Here is a 17,517-nt window from a genome sequence, read left to right as displayed (position 1 = left end):
ATGCTCTCCGTGATCCCGAACCCGCCGCGCACCGCGCTCCCGATCCAAGGCACCGACGACCTGTTCCCCGTGCGCCGGGTCTACTGCGTCGGGCGCAACTTCGCCGCCCATGCCCGCGAGATGGGCGCCGACCCGACCCGCGAGCCGCCGTTCTTCTTCATGAAACCCGCCGACGCGCTCCAGGTCGTGCCGGACGGCCGGACGGTCGAGCATCCCTATCCGCCGAAGACCGAGAACTACCACCACGAGGTCGAGCTGGTGGTGGCGCTGGCCAAGGGCGGCCGCGACATCCCGGTGGAAGAGGCCCTCGACCACGTCTACGGCTACGCGGTCGGCCTCGACATGACCCGCCGCGACCTGCAGGACGACGCCAAGGCGTTGCGCCGCTCCTGGGAGCTCGGCAAGGCCTCCGACCTGTCGGGCCCGGTCGGGACGCTCAGGCCGGCGGCCGATATCGGCCACCCGGACAGGGGCGCGATCACGCTGTCGGTCGACGGCACCCTGCGCCAGAAGGGCGACCTCTCCGACATGATCTGGTCGGTGGCCGAGCAGATCGCCTATCTCTCGACCTACTTCGCGCTCGAGCCCGGCGACGTGATCTTCGCCGGCACGCCGGAGGGTGTCGGCGCGGTGACCCGCGGCCAGACCATGGTCGGGACGATCGCGGGCGTCGGCGAGATCCGCCTGACCGTCGTCTGATTCCGCGGCGCCTTCGAACGGATCCGTTCGAAGGCGCGAGGCGAGCCCGAAGGGCGCCGGCGCTTGAGGCGCCGGACCGCTTCACCGTCGATGGAGCGACGGCGGGTATGCATGAGAGGAGACCCACGGATGACGCGCCGACAGGCCCTGCTGATGCGGGCCGCCCACCTCGTCTGGCGCTTCACCCGCGGGATGACCCTCGGGGTGCGCGGGGCGGCGATCGACGGCGAGAACCGCGTCTGCCTCGTGCGCCACACCTACATGGACGGCTGGCACCTCCCGGGCGGCGGCGTCGAGCCGGGCGAGACCGCGATCGAGGCCATGGCCCGGGAGTTCCGCGAGGAGACCGGGATCGTCCTCGACGCGAGCGCCGCGCCCGTCCTGCACGGCTTCTACTTCAACGACCGGGCCTCGAAGCGCGACCACGTCGCGCTCTACGTCGCCCGCGCCTTCACGGTGCCGGTGCCCAAGCGCCCGGACCGCGAGATCGCGCAAGCCGCGTTCTTCCCCCTCGACGCCCTGCCGCCGGAGACCACCCCGGCGACCCGGGCGCGACTCGCCGAGATCCGGGACGGCCTGCCGCCCGCGACGACCTGGTAGAAGACGACCTGGGAGAACTTGCCCGATGGGACCTCCCCGAAGCCGGCTCCGCAACCTCTTGCGCTCCCCGGCGGAATGGTGTTTATGCCGCTCATCGGCGCCGCCACGGTGACGCCGACGGAAAACAGCGAGCGGGTGTAGCTCAGGGGTAGAGCACAACCTTGCCAAGGTTGGGGTCGAGGGTTCGAATCCCTTCGCCCGCTCCAGTTTTTCCACGAGGCCGAACGAGTTTGGGCGGGTGTAGCTCAGGGGTAGAGCACAACCTTGCCAAGGTTGGGGTCGAGGGTTCGAATCCCTTCGCCCGCTCCAAGTTCGAACGGCCCGACACAAGTGAGCGGGTGTAGCTCAGGGGTAGAGCACAACCTTGCCAAGGTTGGGGTCGAGGGTTCGAATCCCTTCGCCCGCTCCAATTGTCCCATCACGAACAATCCCGGACCATGACCGAACGCCGGCTGACGGCCGGGCCGGCGCGCATGAGCGTGAGGCCGGCTGCGAGCCCGCCTTCGGTGGATCGTCGCGCGGAGGCGGCATCCTGGCCGCGTTGCGGCGATCGCCGCCGGTTGGGATCGACCGGCAGGGCTCGGCTCCGGAGATCACAGGGGCGACCGCCCCATTTGTCCGACAGCAATGGCCCCCGCCGCGACATTCCGGGGCTCGCCGGAGGCGAGAGCCCGGAATCCAGAACCGCGGGGGCGACCGAACGAGGCGGAACGCCGGTCGCCCGATCCCCGGCCATCTGCGTGTCTGGATTGCGCTCCACCCCTTCAGGTCCGGGCTCAGCCGCGCGGTGCCGAAATGATGCGGTGGATGTCGATCCGTCAGCGAAACGGAAGCAATCCGGGACGGGCGCTCACAGCGCCTTCAGCAGCGTCTCCGCCCCCGACAGGTCCGCCTTCGACGGCGCGTCCTCGACGTTGAGCACCCGCACGACGCCGTCCTCGACCAGCATCGCGTAGCGCTTGGAGCGGATGCCGAGGCCGAAGCCGGTGCCGTCCATGTCGAGGCCGAGCGCCTTGGCGAAGTCGCCGTTGCCGTCGGCCAGGAACTCGATGCCGTCGGCGCCGGCCGACTTCGACCACGCTTCGAGCACGAACACGTCGTTGACCGAGGTCACGGCGATCGCGTCGATGCCGCGGGACAGGATGTCGTCGCGCCGGGTGACGTAGCCGGGGAGGTGGTTGCGGTGGCAGGTCGGCGTGAAGGCGCCCGGTACCGCCACCAGCACCACCCGGCGGCCCTTGAACACGTCGTCGGTGGTCTTGGCCACCGGGCCGTCGGGGCCCATGACCCGGAAGGTCGCCTGGGGCAGGTGATCGCCGACCTGGATCGTCATCGTGGCTCTCCTCGCGGATTGGTCCGGGCCGGCCCCGCCGGGACCTCGAGCCCGGGCGGGGTCTAGCGCGGCGCCCCGGACGAGTCGAGACGAGCGCGCGCGGCACGCCGTGCGGGAGCCGCGAGGAGCCGCGCGCGTTCACCACGGCGGCGGGCTATGGACAACGCCGGGGCGGGGCGTAGCATGGGCATCATGCGCAGCAGATTTCCTCAGGACCTTCTCACCCAGGACGCCGCCGGCGCGAGGCCGGATCCGCGCCCCGACGCACGGGCGGAGGGTGGGGAGTCCCACGACCGCGGCGCACCGAGCTACCTCGACGGGCAGCTCCTCGTCGCCATGCCGGGCATGGCCGACGAGCGCTTCTCGCGCTCGGTCATCTATCTCTGCGCGCATTCGGCGGAGGGGGCGATGGGGATCATCGTCAACAAGCCGGCCGCCGACCTCAACATGCCGGACCTGCTGGTCCAGCTCGACATCATCGCCCAGGACGACGCGATCCGGCTGCCGAGCCGGATCGGCCACATGCCGGTGCTGATGGGCGGGCCGGTCGAGGCGAGCCGGGGCTTCGTGCTGCACTCGCCCGATTTCCACATCGACCAGTCGACCCTGCTGATCGACGACGGCATCTGCCTCACCGCGACGATCGAGATCCTGCGGGCGATCGCGGTCGGCAAGGGGCCGGCGAGCGCGGTGCTGGCCCTCGGCTATGCCGGCTGGCAGGCCGGCCAGCTCGAGAACGAGATCCAGGCCAATGGCTGGCTGCACTGCCCGGCCGATCCGGACCTGATCTTCAACACGTCCCTGGAGACCAAGTACGACCGGGCCCTGCGCGGCATCGGCATCGAGCCCGCCATGCTCTCGACCACCGCCGGCCACGCCTGACGACGGGGCGGCCGCGCCGCCGGACGGCATCTCGCGGCGCGCTACTGGTCCTGCGCGCCGGCCTCGAAGCCCGGGTTCATCCCCTCGACCGCCGGGGCCGGACGGCGCACGCGCGCCGCCGGACGGGGCGCGTTGCTGGCGGTCGGCGCCGCGCCCGACAGGCCGAGGCGGGTGGCGAGCGAGAGCGCCCGCGCCTCGGAGAAGCGCAGGTGACAGAAGCCGTGCGAGCCCTCGCGGACATAGGCGCGGCAGATCTGCTCGCGGTCGGACGAGAAGGCGGCCTGCTCGGTCACGATCGGCCGCACGTCCTCGCGCCGGGCGCGCTGGGTCATCACCTTGTAGTTCTCGCGCACCGCCTTGTCGGCGACGCCGCGGGCGGAATCGAATTCCTGCGCCCGCGGCAGCAGGGCGGCGGCGCCCGGACCCCACAGGCCCTTGGGCGTGGTGGCGCAGTCCGAGGCGGTGAAGACGCACGACTCCGCCTCGGCGAGCGGCATCACCATCACGCTGCCCTCCAGGATCTCGAACCGCAGCGGGCAGGCCGGCCCCGCGGAGGCGAGCTGGGTCACGCCGTTGGGCTTGCCCTGGTCGGCGAGCGCCAGCGGCTGCCCGTCACCGAGGGCGACCTTGCAGGCCTCGGTCGGCTGCGAGACCTTGGTGCCGGATAGCGTCACGCGGGCGGTGAAGCCGGCGCCGGAGCGGTCCAGGCGGAGCGAGCCGGCATTGCCGTTCTGCTGCAGCTCCTGGCCGAGCACCGCGTCGTCGTTGGGGGTCTTCAGCACCACGGGCTTCGGGGGAGCGGGCGGCGCCGGGGCCGGCCGGGGTGCGGCCTCGGGCGGCGCCTCGCCGGGGGCGCCCGGGGCCCGGCCACCCGGGATCGGGGCCGGCGGCACCGGCGGGCGCGCGGCGCGGCCGATGCCGAACAATTCCTCGAGGAAGGACTGGGCCGAGGCCGGGGCCGGTGCCACCATCAGGACCGCCGCGAGAGGCAGGGCCGCGAGAGCGGGCAGGGCCACCGGGCGGAGGAAGGGGCGAACGGACTGCATCAGGCTCCAGGCGCAAGGGCGGGATGACATCTGCGGGATGGACGTCCTGCAGGGACGTAGCATGGGCTCCGTGGCACGGGCGTGGCAAGCCCGCAACATTGTCATGGCGGCTTGGCCGTAAGGATGGGCCGCCGGGACGAGCAGGCGGCGGCTCCCGGCGCGGGCCCTCCGGCGACGGGCCGGCCGCCGGGGAACCGGCGACGATCGGGAAAACGGAAGTCCCGCGCGAGGGCCGATTCATGGTGCGCGCCACGGCCCGGCTCGCCTTGCGGCCCCGAAACGGCCTTCTTATATCCGGCTCGGCGCGGGCAACTCCCCCGCTCGCCGGGTTCCCGGCGAGGCGCGGTCCGGCCCGCCCCGGCTCAAACCATTCGATCGAGTACCGCCATGGGCCGAGCTGCTTCGGGGCTCGGCGGTCTGCTTAAAAAACACCAACGAGGGATCCCACCATGGGTAAAGTCATCGGCATCGACCTTGGCACCACGAATAGCTGCGTGGCCGTGATGGAAGGCACGCAGCCGAAGGTCATCGAGAACGCGGAAGGCGCGCGCACCACCCCGTCGATCGTTGCCTTTACGGACGACGGCGAGCGGCTCGTCGGCCAGCCGGCCAAGCGCCAGGCGGTCACGAACCCGGAGCGCACCTTCTTCGCGATCAAGCGCCTCATCGGCCGTACCTACGACGACCCGATGACGCAGAAGGACAAGGGGCTCGTCCCCTACAAGATCACCCGCTCGAACGGCGGCGACGCCTGGGTCGAGGCGGACGGCAAGTCCTACTCGCCGTCGCAGATCTCCGCCTTCACGCTGCAGAAGATGAAGGAGACGGCCGAGTCGTATCTCGGCCAGCCGGTCACCCAGGCGGTCATCACCGTCCCGGCCTACTTCAACGACGCCCAGCGCCAGGCGACCAAGGATGCCGGCAAGATCGCCGGCCTCGAGGTGCTGCGCATCATCAACGAGCCGACCGCGGCGGCGCTCGCCTACGGCCTCGACAAGAAGAAGGCCGGCCTGATCGCGGTCTACGACCTCGGCGGCGGCACCTTCGACGTCTCGATCCTGGAGATCGGCGACGGCGTGTTCGAGGTGAAGTCGACCAACGGCGACACGTTCCTGGGCGGCGAGGACTTCGACAACCGCATCGTCGAGTACCTAGCGGCCGAGTTCAAGCGCGAGCAGGGCATCGACCTGACCAAGGACAAGCTCGCCCTCCAGCGCCTCAAGGAGGCCGCCGAGAAGGCGAAGATCGAGCTGTCCTCGGCGACCCAGACCGAGATCAACCTGCCCTACATCACCGCCGATGCGAGCGGCCCGAAGCACCTGGCGCTGAAGCTCAGCCGCGCCAAGTACGAGTCGCTGGTCGACGACCTGGTGCAGCGCACGATCGAGCCCTGCCGCAAGGCGCTCAAGGATGCAGGCGTCTCGGCGGCCGAGATCGACGAGGTGGTCCTGGTCGGCGGCATGACCCGCATGCCGAAGGTCCAGGAGCAGGTGAAGACCTTCTTCGGCAAGGAGCCCCACAAGGGCGTCAACCCGGACGAGGTCGTGGCGATCGGCGCCGCGGTGCAGGCCGGCGTGCTCCAGGGCGACGTCAAGGACGTGCTGCTCCTCGACGTGACCCCGCTCTCGCTCGGCATCGAGACCCTGGGCGGCGTGTTCACCCGGCTCATCGACCGCAACACCACCATCCCGACCAAGAAGTCGCAGGTGTTCTCGACGGCGGAGGACAACCAGAACGCGGTCACCATCCGGGTCTTCCAGGGTGAGCGCGAGATGGCGGCCGACAACAAGCTGCTCGGCCAGTTCGACCTCGTCGGCATCCCGCCGGCCCCGCGCGGCCTGCCGCAGATCGAGGTGACCTTCGACATCGACGCCAACGGCATCGTCAACGTGACGGCCAAGGACAAGGCGACGGGCAAGGAGCACCAGATCCGCATCCAGGCCTCGGGCGGCCTGTCCGACGCCGACATCCAGCGCATGGTGCAGGAGGCGGAGGCCAACGCGGCCGACGACAAGAAGCGCCGCGAGCTGGTCGAGGTGAAGAACCAGGGCGAGAGCCTGATCCACGCCACCGAGAAGTCGGTGACTGAGCACGGCGACAAGGTTCCGGCCTCTGACAAGGCCGCGATCACCACCGCCATCGACGCCCTGCGCCAGTCGCTCGCCGGCGAGGACGTCGAGCAGATCAAGGCCCGCACCACCGACCTGATGCAGGCCTCGATGAAGCTCGGCGAGGCGATGTACGCCGCGAGCCAGGCCGGTCCGGACGCCGCCGCGGGCGCGGCCCCGGGCGCCGAGCCCAAGAAGGACGACGTCATCGACGCCGACTTCCAGGAAGTCGACGACAAGGACCAGAAGAAGCGGGCGTAATTCGCCTTGAGCTTGCCGCACGGATCTGAGATCCGTGCGGCCGGGAATTTGCAGATCGATCCGGTCCCCGGCGCACGGAAACGGCGCCGGGGACCGGACGTGTATGGACGATGCCCGACGGGGACACGGCGGGGCCGGGGACAGGAATGTCGAAGCGCGACTATTACGAGGTTCTGGGCGTCGCCCGGACCGCGACCGACGGCGAGATGAAGTCGGCCTTCCGCAAGCTGGCGATGGTCTACCACCCCGACCGCAACCCCGGCGACAAGGAGGCCGAGCTCAAGTTCAAGGAGCTCAACGAAGCCTACCAGTGCCTGTCCGACGGGCAGAAGCGCGCCGCCTACGACCGCTTCGGCCACGCGGCCTTCTCGCAGGGCGGCCAGGGCGGCCCCGGATTCGGCAACGAGTTCGGCGACTTCATGTCGGACATCTTCGACACGTTCTTCGGCGACGCCCGCGGCGGCCCGGGCGGCGGGCGCCCCGGGGCCGGCCCCGGCGGGCGTCCGGGCGGGGGCCGCGAGCGCGGCGCCGACCTGCGCTACAACCTCGAGATCAGCCTCGAGGAAGCCTTCACGGGCAAGACCGAGACGATCAAGATGCCGACCTCGGTCACCTGCGAGGTCTGCGCCGGCTCGGGCGCCAAGGCCGGCTCGAAGCCCAAGACCTGCCCGACCTGCGCCGGCTACGGCCGCGTGCGGGCGGCGCAGGGCTTCTTCGCCATCGAGCGCACCTGCCCGGCCTGCCACGGCCGCGGCGAGATCATCGAGGATCCGTGCCCGGCCTGCTTGGGCGCCGGCCGCGTCACCCGCGAGCGCACGCTCTCGATCAACGTGCCGGCGGGCGTCGACGACGGCCTGCGCATCCGGCTCGCCGGCGAGGGCGAATCGGGCCTGCGCGGCGGGCCGGCGGGGGACCTCTACATCTTCCTGGCGATCAAGCCGCACCCGTTCTTCCAGCGCGACGGCGCCGACCTGTTCTGCCGCGTGCCGATCTCGATGGTGACGGCGGCGCTCTCGGGCGAGATCACCGTGCCGGTGATCGACGGCTCGCACACCTCGGTCCGGGTTCCGGCCGGCACCCAGACCAACAAGCAGTTCCGCCTCAAGGGCAAGGGCATGCCGGTGCTGCGCTCGCGCGACGTCGGCGACCTCTACATCCAGGTCTTCGTCGAGACGCCGCAGAACCTCACCAAGCGCCAGCGCGAACTCTTGCAGGAATTCGACACGCACGGCACGCAGGCCGACAACCACCCGGAGAGCGCCGGCTTCTTCTCCCGGGTGAAGGAGTTCTTCGACGGCCTCAGCGGCTCCGGCCGCGCCTGATGGATTAAGCCCCCGAACCGACGCAGCCGTTGCGCGTTCTCCCGCGCGAGTGGGATTGCGGGGTTCGCGGGTCTCGGGCGGGCGCGTCAGGCTTGACGGCGGCGCGCCTTTGAACGACAGCCGTTCGCCAACCGACTTTTTTCGCCTGTTCAAGGGTCTTCGGTCTTGCCTTTGCCTCACCGATCCAGGGCCAAAGCCGTCGCGGTCTCGAGCCCGCTGCCCCATTCGCAGCCGCACAAGAAGCGCGACATCCTGGAAGACGAGGCGCGGTTCCTGCGCTCGTGGTTCGAGCGGCCCCTGGTTACCGGCGCCGTCACGCCGTCGGGCCGGATGCTGGCCCGCACCATGGCCTCCTACGTCGATCCGCGCCTGACCGGCCCGGTGATCGAGCTCGGGCCGGGCACCGGCCCGGTGACCGACGCCCTGGTGCGCCGCGGCATCGCCCAGGAGCGGCTGGTCCTCGTCGAGTACAACCCCGATTTCTGCAAGCTGCTGCGCCGGCGCTTTCCCAAGGCCACGGTGCTGCAGGGCGATGCCTACGACATCCGAGCGACCCTGGCGGGCATCGTCGACGAGCCGGCCTGCGCCACGATCTCGAGCCTGCCGCTCTTCACCAAGCCCCTCGAGCAGCGCCTCGACCTCCTGGGCGCCGTCCACGACCTGATGCATCCGGACGCGCCGTTCGTGCAGTTCACCTACGCGGTGGTGCCGCCGATCCCGGCCAAGTCCACGACCTACACCGCCAGCCGCTCGAACAAGGTGTGGCTCAACCTGCCGCCGGCGCGGGTGTGGGTCTATCGCCGACCCTGAGGGAACCGGCACCGGCGTGTGATCGACGGGTGCCCCCATTCGGAGCCTTCCTGCGAGGCTCTTTCCATTCGCACCTCAGGATGAGGTCGCGAATGGGTTCTTGAGCGCGACCCGCTTTTCTGCGAGCGCCGCTCACGCCTTCTCCCACTGCGCCTCGATGATCGTGTAGACCTTGTCGCTGAGGTTGATGTCCATCTCGACGAGGCCGAGCGTGGTCTTCACCCGGCTCAGGGTCTCGGCGAGTTGCAACACCGGCTCGGGCACCCGGCGCTCGGGCAGAGCCGGGCCTTCGAGCGTCAGGACGTCGGCCAGCATCGCCGTGTAGGCGCTCCAGAAATGCTGGTGGCCGATGACGTGGAAACGCGACAAGGCGTCGATCGCCAGCGTCCAGTGTCCCGGCTTCATCGCCTCGCCCGGGAAGGAGCAGGAGAGGTCGCGGGTGAGCGGGTTCTCCAGGAACCCGTAGGTCTCCACGTCGATGCGGTCGAAGCCCTTGCGCAGGGCCGACGTGCTGCCGAGGTCGAGCCCGGCCGCGAAGGCGCAGGGGCCCTGGAGATGGTCGACGCGCCAGGCCTGGGCCGGGTCCTTGCCGATCTCCGCCATCCGGCGCAGCCACAGGATGCGCTTGGCCAGTTCCACGTAGGGATCGACGACCAGGATCGTCTTCACGTACTCCCCGGTCTGGATCACGTCCTCGTAGCGTTTCAACAACAGGCTGCCCTGCAGCAGCATCGAGTCGCAGTACTTGATGTCGATGATGCAGCGCAGCAGGTCGAAGTGGATGTCGTGGATGCCGAAATACGCCATCCCGAATTCCGGGAAGAGCATGTCGCGGGCGGCATTGTCCTGGTTGATCGTGTAGTCGAGCGCGAGCACGCGGGCCGGGCGGTGGGCGGCACCGGCGCGGTGCCGGTAGAGCAGGATGTTGGTGTCGCCGTCGTAGATGTCGAAGCGCGTCGCCTGATCGAGGCCGGGGCAGCTCCCGCCGTCGAGCTTGAAGCCGCAGATGCCGTGGGCGTGCCAGCCAAACTCCTTCAGCTGCGGGTAATGCACCCAGGCCTCGATCACGGCCTCCTGCGTGCGGTCCATGACCACGCGGACGCGCGGCGTGCGGCGCATGTCGTCGGGCGCGATCCAGAGCTCGAAGCTCGCCGGGCCGACGACGTTGAAGTTGAATCGCATGCTGCTTGCTAGGCTGAAGACCGGGTCCCGGCAAGCGCGCCGGCGCATGGGGGTGACCCCGCCGAGAGGGTAGCAGTTTCGGTGCCTCTTCGCATCATCCTGGCAGGGCCTGCGCCTTCGGGCCCGACGGGCGGTGGGCGAGGGCCGGCGCGCTCTTGCGGCCTCGCGCCCGGCGGGTGTTGATGCGGGCATGTCCGACCTGTTCGTCTCCGCGGGCCTCGACCGCGACGCGCCCCGCCCCCTCGCCGACACCTTGCGGCCGACGACCCTCGCCGAGGTGGTCGGGCAGGAGCACCTGACCGGGGCGGGCGGCGCGCTGACCCGGCTCCTGCGCGGGCGCAACCTCGGCTCGCTGATCCTGTGGGGACCGCCCGGCACCGGCAAGACCACGGTGGCGCGGCTCTTGGCCGGCGAGACCGACCTGCATTTCGAGCAGATCTCGGCGATCTTCTCCGGCGTCGCCGAACTGCGAAAGGTGTTCGAGGCGGCCCGTGCCCGGCGGGCGGCGGGGCGCGGCACGCTGCTCTTCGTCGACGAGATCCACCGCTTCAACCGCGCCCAGCTCGACGCCTTCCTGCCGGTGGTCGAGGACGGCACCGTCACGCTGGTAGGCGCCACCACCGAGAACCCGTCCTTCGAGCTGAACGCCGCGCTCCTCTCCCGCGCCCGGGTGCTGGTCTTCCGCGCTCTCGACGAGGCGGCGATCGCCCGGCTCCTCGACCGGGCCGAGGCGGTGACCGGGCGGCCGCTGCCCCTCGATCCGGAGGCCCGCGCGGTGCTGGTGCGGATGGCCGACGGCGACGGCCGGGCGGCCCTGACCCTCGCCGAGGAGGTCTGGCGCTCCGCGGCGCCCGGCGAGACCCTGGATGCGGCCCTGTTGCAGGAGCTGATCCAGCGCCGCGCCCCGATCTACGACAAGGCGCAGGAGGGGCACTACAACCTCATATCCGCGCTGCACAAGACGATCCGCGGCTCCGACCCGGACGCCGCCCTCTATTATCTCTGCCGGATGCTCGATGCCGGCGAGGACCGGCTGTTCATCGCCCGCCGGCTGGTGCGGATGGCGGTGGAGGATATCGGGCTCGCCGACCCGCAGGCCCTGGTGGTGGCGAACGCCGCCAAGGAGGCGTTCGACTTCCTGGGCTCGCCGGAGGGTGAATTGGCCCTGGCGCAGGCGGCGATCTACCTCGCGACGGCGCCGAAATCGAACGCGGTCTACACCGCCTACAAGGCCGCGACACGCCTGGCCAAGGAGCACGGCTCGCTGCCGCCGCCGCGCACCATCCTCAACGCCCCGACCAAGCTGATGCGCAGGCTCGGCTACGGCGAGGGCTACCGCTACGACCACGACGAGCCCGACGCCTTCTCGGGCCAGGATTACTGGCCGGAGCGGCTGGGACGCCGGCATCTCTACGCGCCGACCGAGCGGGGCTTCGAGCGCCGCATCGCCGAGCGCCTGGACTGGTGGGAGAAGGCCCGCCGGGAACGGGCCGGCCAGGGACCCTGCGAGGAATCGTCCGGGGAATCTTGACCGTCGTGTGAACAACCGGTCCGGGAGGCGTTGACGCTCCACTCTCCCCTGGGTCAGCCTGTCGGGATGGAACAGAATCGACCGCCCGCGCGGGCGCGATCCAGGCGGGCGCGATGACGGTGCGGGTGCTCTCGATCGCCAATTGCAAGGGCGGCACCGGCAAGACGACCTCCGCGGTCAACCTCGCGGCCGAACTCGGCGTCCGAGGCTACCGGGTGCTGGTGGTCGATCTCGATCCGCAGGGGCATGCCGGCCTCGGGCTCGGGGTGAGCGCGCGGCTCGGATCCGCCAACGCCCACACGCCGCTGCTGCGGGCGCACACCGATTACGGCGGCGCCGCGCAGGCGACCGGGGAGGACAACGTCGCGATGGTGCCCGCCGACCGCGGCTTCGACGGGCAGCTCGGCAACAGTGACATCCACTGCATCGCCGCCGCCCTCGCTCCCTTGCGCCACGCCCACGACCTGGTGTTGATCGACGTGCCGCCGGCCGCGGCCGCGCTCACGATCTGCGCCCTGATGGCGAGCGACGGCGTGGTGGTCCCCACCACCCTCGATCCCCTCGGCCTCGAAGGCGTGTGCCAGTTCGCCCGCTCCTACCACGACACGATGCTGCGCCTCCGCGCCGCGCCGCTCGGCCTCGCCATCGCGCCGATGCGCGTCGACCTGCGCACCAATGTCGAACGCGAGACGCTGGGCCAGCTCCGCACCGCCTTCGGGCCCGGTCAGATGGTGCGAGGGGTGCGCACCGACGTGGCGGTGAGCGAGGCCTTCGCCCGGCGCCGGCCGGTGCGGCACCACCGCCCCCAGGCCCGCGCGGCGGACGATTTTTCCGGCCTCGCCGACGACCTGGTCCAGCGCTTCGGCATCGACTGTGCCGCCGCCTTCGCGGAGCCGGCCCACGGCCGTCCCGAGGGGTTTTCGCGCGGCGTCTCGTGGAGATGATCCTCGGGGACGATTTCTGCGATGATGTCCCGGCGGTGATTTGCCGGGCGTGACGGGAGGGCTTGCGGGTGCTACGAGCCGCCGCATGACGAAGCCTCCTTCTCGCGGCGGTTCCGGGCGGTCGCGGACCGGCCCGGGCGGACCCGCCCGCCCGCCGCGGGCCCGCACCGGACCGCGCAACACCGCCCGCGACGCCGCCGAGCGCGCCGCCGGCCTGGTGGTCTCCAGCCGGGCCGGCCCGGCCCCCCGCGCGGCCTTCGGCCGCGATACGAGCGACGCCTCTCCTTGGGAGCGGGACGAGGCGCCGGCCCGCGTGCCGGCCGGGAAATTTCCTCCCAAGCCAAAATCGGAGAGGCCGAGGTCGGATAAGCCGAGATCCGACCGGCCGCGCACCGGCGCGGCGGAACGGCCCGCCACCCGCACCGCGCAAGAGGGCCGTCCGACGGCCCGGCCTCGCAGGCACGAGGGCCGGGACGAGCGTCGGGAGACCGGCGACGCGCCGCGTCGCGCTCCCGCGGAATCCGGCTCCGCGGCGACCAGCCCCCCGACCCGCCGGGCGCTCCGCGAGGCGACCGCCGAGGCTCTTGCCACCGGGGTGCAGACGCTGGAGGTGACGCCGGACGAGGCCGGAATGCGGATCGACCGCTTCCTCTCGGCCCGCTTCCCGCAGCTGCCCTTCACCCGCATCCAGAGCCTGGTGCGCAAGGGCGAGTTGCGGGTGAACGGCAAGCGTGCCAAGGCCGCCGACCGGGTCGAGCCCGGCGCCAGCGTGCGCGTGCCGCCCTTGAGCCTTGAGGCGCGCGCCCCGGCTCCCGGCTCGCCCCGGGCGGAGGGGGATCTCGCCTTCCTGCGCTCCCTGATCCTCTACGAGGACCAGGACATGATGGTGCTCAACAAGCCGTTCGGCCTCGCGGTCCAGGGCGGCTCGGGCACCACCCGCCACGTCGACGGCCTGCTCGAGGCGATGCGCGACAAGGACGGCCAGAAGCCGCGCCTCGTCCACCGCCTCGACAAGGACACGGCGGGCTGCCTCATCATCGCCAAGACCCGGCTCGCCGCGGCGACGCTCGCCAAGACCTTCCGGTCGCGGGCGGCGCGCAAGATCTACTGGGCGCTCGCGGCCGGCGTGCCGAAGGTGCGCCAGGGCCGGATCTCGACCTACCTCGCCAAGGAGGAGATCGGCGATTCCGACGCCCGGATGCGGGTGGCCAAGCACGGCGACGAGGGCGCGAGCCACGCGCTCACCTACTACGCCGTGGTCGACCAGGCCGGGCAGAAGCTCGCCTGGCTGTCGCTGAAGCCGGTCACCGGCCGTACGCACCAGCTGCGCGCCCACGCGGCCCATATCGGCCACCCGCTCGTCGGCGACCCGAAATACTTCGACATCGAGAACTGGGAGCTGCCCGGGGGGCTGCAGAACCGCCTGCACCTCCTCGCCCGGCGCATCGTGATCCCGCATCCGCGCACCGCCAAGCCGATCGACGTGACGGCGCCGCTCCCGCCCCACATGGCGCAGAGCTGGAACCTGCTCGGGTTCGACGCCGCGCGCTACGACCCGATCGTGGAGGCGCCCGAGGCGTGACGACGCGCGCGGCAGGGATCTCCCTCCATGGGCAGGCTGCCCTTGGGGAGGGGGATGGACGGAGAGGCCTTGGCAGGACGCCCGCGCGCCTTATTCTCAAGGCGGCGGTCGCGAGCACGGCGCCAGCGCGGGCCCGCGGCCCATCGGGAGTGAGACAAGCCAGATGAAACCCGCCGCGCTCGCCAGCCTCGGCCTGATCGGATTCCTCTTCCTCGGGACGGCGCAGGCCCAGACTCCCGCCGCTCCCGAGCCGACGCCCGCCGCTCCGACGGCACCGGCCGCGCGCCCCGACGGCAAGCCCGCGCAAGGCCGGCAGGATGGTCGCCAGGACGGCCGTCATGAGAGCCGACAGGACGGCCGCGGCGCGGCACCCATAGACGGCCATGCGACGGCGAGCCGGCCGGCCGGAACCGAGCGCGCGGCGACGCCCCGCCGGCGCCGCCCGAGCTACGCCGCCTGCAACCGCGCCTCGCAGCGGCGCGGCCTGCATGGTGGCGCGCGCCGCCGCTTCCTGATCCGCTGCCGCCTGGGCTATGAGCGGATCCAGCCGGGCCAGCCGGCCCGCGCCAAGCAGCCCTGAGGCAAGCAGCCCTGAGGGCGGGGTGCGGGCGAGGCCTCGCTCGGCACGGAACGAGGCGGCCCGAACACCCATGCTCCTGATCGTCTTCGACGTCGACGGCACCCTGGTCGACAGCCAGCACATGATCGTGGCGGCCCAGCGCGAGGCCTTCGCCGCGGTGGGGCTGCCGGCGCCGACGCGGGAGCGCTCGCTATCGGTGGTCGGGCTGTCGCTGCCGCAGGCCTTCACGGCTCTCGTCGGATCGGATGGGCCGGTGGTGGCCCTCTCCGAGGCCTACAAGCAGTCGTTCGGCCGGCTGCGGGCCCGGGCCGAGATCCGCGAGGCGCTGTTTCCCGGTGCCGCCGCGCTGCTGGCCCGGCTCAACCGCGAACCGAAAGTGCAGCTCGGCATCGCCACGGGAAAATCCCGCCGCGGCGTCGACCACCTCGTCGCGCTCCACGGCTGGGCGGGCTGGTTCTCCACGGTGCAGACCGCCGACGACGCCCCCTCGAAGCCCCACCCGGCGATGCTGGAACAGGCGATAGCCGAGACCGGGGCCGAGCCGGCGCGGACCGTGATGATCGGCGACACGACCTACGACATGATGATGGCGCGGGGCGCCCAGGTCGGGGCGTTCGGCGTCGCCTGGGGCTACCACACCCCCGAGGCTCTGCGGAACGCCGGCGCGCACGCGGTGATCGACAGCATGGCCGCCCTCGAATCCGTCCTGATGGACCGGATCGCGGCGGCCTGACGAGCGCCTCGCAACGACGACCCCGAGACCTTATCTTCGCCCCATGAGCAACGACGTGACCCAGGACTGGCTCGGGGACCCGGAGGCTTCGCCCGATCCGGTCCGCGCCGCCCGCCAATCGGCGAAGCCCGCGCTGCCCAAGCGCTTCTACGAGGAAGCCGGCGTCGCGCCGGCCGAGGACGGCTTCCGCCTCGTCCTCGACGGCCGCCCAGCCCGTACCCCGGCCCGCCGCTACCTCGCCGTGCCCCAGGCCGCCCTCGCCGAGGCCCTGGCGGCGGAGTGGGGCGCGCAAGGTGAATTCATCGATCCGGCGCGGATGCCGCTCACCCGCCTCGTCAACTCGGCCCTCGACGGGGTGTCCGAGCGGCGCGAGGCGGTGATCGACGATCTCTCGGCCTATGCGGGCACCGACCTCGTCGTCTACCGGGCCGGCGACCCGGCCCGTCTCGTCGCCGCGCAAGCCACCGCCTGGGACCCGGTGCTGGCCTGGGCCCACGAGGCGCTCGGCGCCCGGTTCGTGCTGAGCGAGGGCGTGATGCACGTCACACAGCCGGAGGCGTCGCTGCAGGCCCTGCGCCGCGCTATCGCGGCGGTGGAGAGCCCGACGGCCCTGGCAGGCCTGCACTCGATGACGACGCTCACCGGCTCGCTGCTGATCGCGCTCGCCGTCCTGCACGGCCGCCTGACCCCGCAGGAGGGCTGGACCGCCGCGCATGTCGACGAGACCTTCCAGGCGGAGGTCTGGGGTCGGGACGCGGAAGCGGAAGCGCGCCTGGACAGGCGCCGGGAGGAATTCGAGGCGGCGGCACGGGTGGCGGCGTTGAGCGCCTGAGCGACCTGATTTCCACCATGTCGTTCCGGGCTCCGCTGCGCGGTCCCGGAACGACATGGTGGAGGGTGGAGGTCGGGTCGATCAAGAGCGCTCATGAGCCGGGGCAAGGCGCCCCGGCCACGATCGACCTACTTCTTCAACGAGCCGGTCGCGATGTCGGCATTCGGGTCCATCATCGACGGCACCGTCGGGCCGAAGGCGACGAGGCCGCTCGCGTCGATGCCGCGGACCTCGACCTCGGCGCCCGGCGCCATCCGGGGCAGGGCGGCGAAGAGCGGCATGCCGGCCGGGACGCTCGTGGAGAAGCCCGGCACGTCGAGGGCCGGGATACCGGCCTGATCGAGGCTGGTGCCCTCGGCGCGGGCGGCAGCGGAGCCGGCGAGCACGAGGCCGGCCGCGATGACGGTCTTGAAGAGCATCTTCGGAACTCCGGGCTTTGGGCAGATCGGTGCGACAGATCTCGCCAAGGTGTGTCTTGGCTGGACAATGCGCGAACCCCCGCCCGGGTTCTCCGAAAGATAAGCTTATCCGGCGGCCCGCCACGCCTGCTCCAGCACGACCGTGGCCGGCAGCTGGTGGAACAGGTGGAAGCCGCGGGTCTCGGCGCCGCGCTCGGCGATCTCGGCCACGAAGCCGGGCGGCGCCTCGGACGGCGAACTGATGCTGCCGGCATAGGTCCAGGCCTCGCCGGAGACGAAGGCCGGCACCGGGAAGTCGTTCGGCACCGCGCACACCAGGTCTGGCTCCGCGCGCCGGCGAAACAGATTGTAGGTCGGCCAGCGGCGCACGGTGCGCGGCCACAGGCGGGTGGATTCTGCGCGTGTGAACCCTGAGCCCACGCTGCTCGCAATCATGGAACGGTCTCCCCCCGGTTCCGACCCGTTGCATCTTGAAGCCGATGCATATCCGTCGTGATCGGTCCCGCTGATCACATTCGATAAGGTTTGCGGCTTTTCTATGCAATACTGCCGATCCGGCCGAGCCTCGACTGAGCCGTACGACGGAAGGTGCAGCCGCCTACCCCTTTTGGGGGAGACGATCGCGGGCATTTCAATTTTTTGAATAAGGGGCT

Annotated in this window: 17 protein-coding genes and 3 tRNA genes; 15 read left to right on the top strand and 5 right to left on the bottom strand. The window is 71.2% G+C overall.

The genetic code is table 11. From position 1 onward, the window contains the following. From G4G93_RS23275 to G4G93_RS23255, 5 genes are all read left to right on the top strand, one after another. The gene (locus tag G4G93_RS23275; RefSeq protein WP_165087632.1) at window positions 1–699 is read left to right on the top strand and encodes a fumarylacetoacetate hydrolase family protein; all 699 of its coding nucleotides are present in this window, start codon (window positions 1–3) and stop codon (window positions 697–699) included. Between the two features lie 129 nt (window positions 700–828). Continuing rightward, complete coding sequence (locus G4G93_RS23270) at window positions 829–1,299, top strand: NUDIX domain-containing protein (protein WP_165087629.1); 471 nt, start codon at window positions 829–831, stop codon at window positions 1,297–1,299. 131 nt (window positions 1,300–1,430) lie between these two features. Further along, window positions 1,431–1,505: transfer RNA gene (locus tag G4G93_RS23265), tRNA-Gly, on the top strand. Window positions 1,506–1,533: 28 nt separating this feature from the next. After that, a tRNA-Gly gene (locus G4G93_RS23260) sits at window positions 1,534–1,608 on the top strand. 25 nt (window positions 1,609–1,633) lie between these two features. Beyond that, window positions 1,634–1,708 (top strand) — tRNA-Gly (locus G4G93_RS23255). 441 nt (window positions 1,709–2,149) lie between these two features. Here G4G93_RS23255 and G4G93_RS23250 read toward each other — a convergent pair. Next, window positions 2,150–2,632 (bottom strand): peroxiredoxin, encoded by a 483-nt coding sequence (locus tag G4G93_RS23250; protein ID WP_165087627.1) that lies wholly within the window; start codon window positions 2,630–2,632, stop codon window positions 2,150–2,152. A 192-nt stretch (window positions 2,633–2,824) separates the two neighbouring features. Here G4G93_RS23250 and G4G93_RS23245 point away from each other — a divergent pair, with 192 nt between their 5' ends. Further along, window positions 2,825–3,514: a YqgE/AlgH family protein gene (locus G4G93_RS23245; protein ID WP_281409732.1), complete on the top strand. Its 690-nt coding sequence runs from the start codon at window positions 2,825–2,827 to the stop codon at window positions 3,512–3,514. 41 nt (window positions 3,515–3,555) lie between these two features. Here G4G93_RS23245 and G4G93_RS23240 read toward each other — a convergent pair whose 3' ends face one another. Next, complete coding sequence (locus tag G4G93_RS23240) at window positions 3,556–4,560, bottom strand: hypothetical protein (protein WP_165087624.1); 1,005 nt, start codon at window positions 4,558–4,560, stop codon at window positions 3,556–3,558. A 449-nt stretch (window positions 4,561–5,009) separates the two neighbouring features. Between G4G93_RS23240 and dnaK the strand changes: the two genes are divergently transcribed. From dnaK to G4G93_RS23225, 3 genes are all read left to right on the top strand, one after another. After that, window positions 5,010–6,929 (top strand): molecular chaperone DnaK, encoded by a 1,920-nt coding sequence (dnaK, locus tag G4G93_RS23235; RefSeq protein ID WP_165087622.1) that lies wholly within the window; start codon window positions 5,010–5,012, stop codon window positions 6,927–6,929. 146 nt (window positions 6,930–7,075) lie between these two features. After that, window positions 7,076–8,251 (top strand): molecular chaperone DnaJ, encoded by a 1,176-nt coding sequence (dnaJ, locus tag G4G93_RS23230; protein ID WP_165087619.1) that lies wholly within the window; start codon window positions 7,076–7,078, stop codon window positions 8,249–8,251. Between the two features lie 165 nt (window positions 8,252–8,416). Continuing rightward, window positions 8,417–9,061: a class I SAM-dependent methyltransferase gene (locus tag G4G93_RS23225; protein WP_206289968.1), complete on the top strand. Its 645-nt coding sequence runs from the start codon at window positions 8,417–8,419 to the stop codon at window positions 9,059–9,061. A 132-nt stretch (window positions 9,062–9,193) separates the two neighbouring features. Here G4G93_RS23225 and G4G93_RS23220 read toward each other — a convergent pair whose 3' ends face one another. Beyond that, a complete protein-coding gene (locus G4G93_RS23220) occupies window positions 9,194–10,243 on the bottom strand; it encodes a hypothetical protein (protein WP_165087614.1) in 1,050 nt (349 codons plus the stop codon). A 190-nt stretch (window positions 10,244–10,433) separates the two neighbouring features. On the opposite strand from G4G93_RS23220, the gene G4G93_RS23215 reads away from it, so the two are divergent. The 6 genes from G4G93_RS23215 to G4G93_RS23190 all read left to right on the top strand — a co-directional run bounded on the left by G4G93_RS23215 (window position 10,434) and on the right by G4G93_RS23190 (window position 16,445). After that, complete coding sequence (locus tag G4G93_RS23215; protein ID WP_165087611.1) at window positions 10,434–11,774, top strand: replication-associated recombination protein A; 1,341 nt, start codon at window positions 10,434–10,436, stop codon at window positions 11,772–11,774. 113 nt (window positions 11,775–11,887) lie between these two features. Beyond that, complete coding sequence (locus G4G93_RS23210) at window positions 11,888–12,718, top strand: ParA family protein (protein WP_165087608.1); 831 nt, start codon at window positions 11,888–11,890, stop codon at window positions 12,716–12,718. Window positions 12,719–12,803: 85 nt separating this feature from the next. After that, window positions 12,804–14,300, top strand: a complete 1,497-nt coding sequence (locus G4G93_RS23205) for an RluA family pseudouridine synthase (RefSeq protein ID WP_165087605.1) — start codon at window positions 12,804–12,806, stop codon at window positions 14,298–14,300. A gap of 163 nt (window positions 14,301–14,463) precedes the next feature. After that, the gene (locus G4G93_RS23200) at window positions 14,464–14,880 is read left to right on the top strand and encodes a hypothetical protein (protein ID WP_165087476.1); all 417 of its coding nucleotides are present in this window, start codon (window positions 14,464–14,466) and stop codon (window positions 14,878–14,880) included. Window positions 14,881–14,950: 70 nt separating this feature from the next. Further along, a complete protein-coding gene (locus tag G4G93_RS23195) occupies window positions 14,951–15,613 on the top strand; it encodes an HAD-IA family hydrolase (RefSeq protein ID WP_165087603.1) in 663 nt (220 codons plus the stop codon). 43 nt (window positions 15,614–15,656) lie between these two features. Continuing rightward, entirely contained in the window at window positions 15,657–16,445 is a 789-nt protein-coding gene (locus G4G93_RS23190) for an ATP12 family chaperone protein (protein ID WP_165087600.1), read from the top strand. A gap of 128 nt (window positions 16,446–16,573) precedes the next feature. Here G4G93_RS23190 and G4G93_RS23185 read toward each other — a convergent pair whose 3' ends face one another. Both G4G93_RS23185 and G4G93_RS23180 read right to left on the bottom strand, forming a co-directional pair. Further along, window positions 16,574–16,864 carry a hypothetical protein gene (locus G4G93_RS23185; RefSeq protein ID WP_165087598.1) on the bottom strand — a complete coding sequence of 97 codons (291 nt, stop codon included), beginning with the start codon at window positions 16,862–16,864 and terminating at the stop codon, window positions 16,574–16,576. A gap of 105 nt (window positions 16,865–16,969) precedes the next feature. Next, window positions 16,970–17,299 (bottom strand): hypothetical protein, encoded by a 330-nt coding sequence (locus G4G93_RS23180; protein WP_165087595.1) that lies wholly within the window; start codon window positions 17,297–17,299, stop codon window positions 16,970–16,972. Between the last annotated feature and the right edge of the window lie 218 nt (window positions 17,300–17,517).

It is taken from the genome of Methylobacterium sp. DB0501 (genome assembly GCF_011043735.1).
Lineage (GTDB): Bacteria > Pseudomonadota > Alphaproteobacteria > Rhizobiales > Beijerinckiaceae > Methylobacterium > Methylobacterium alsaeris.
Note: the sequence above shows the minus strand (reverse complement) of the source record. Positions and strands in the feature narration are given on the sequence as shown.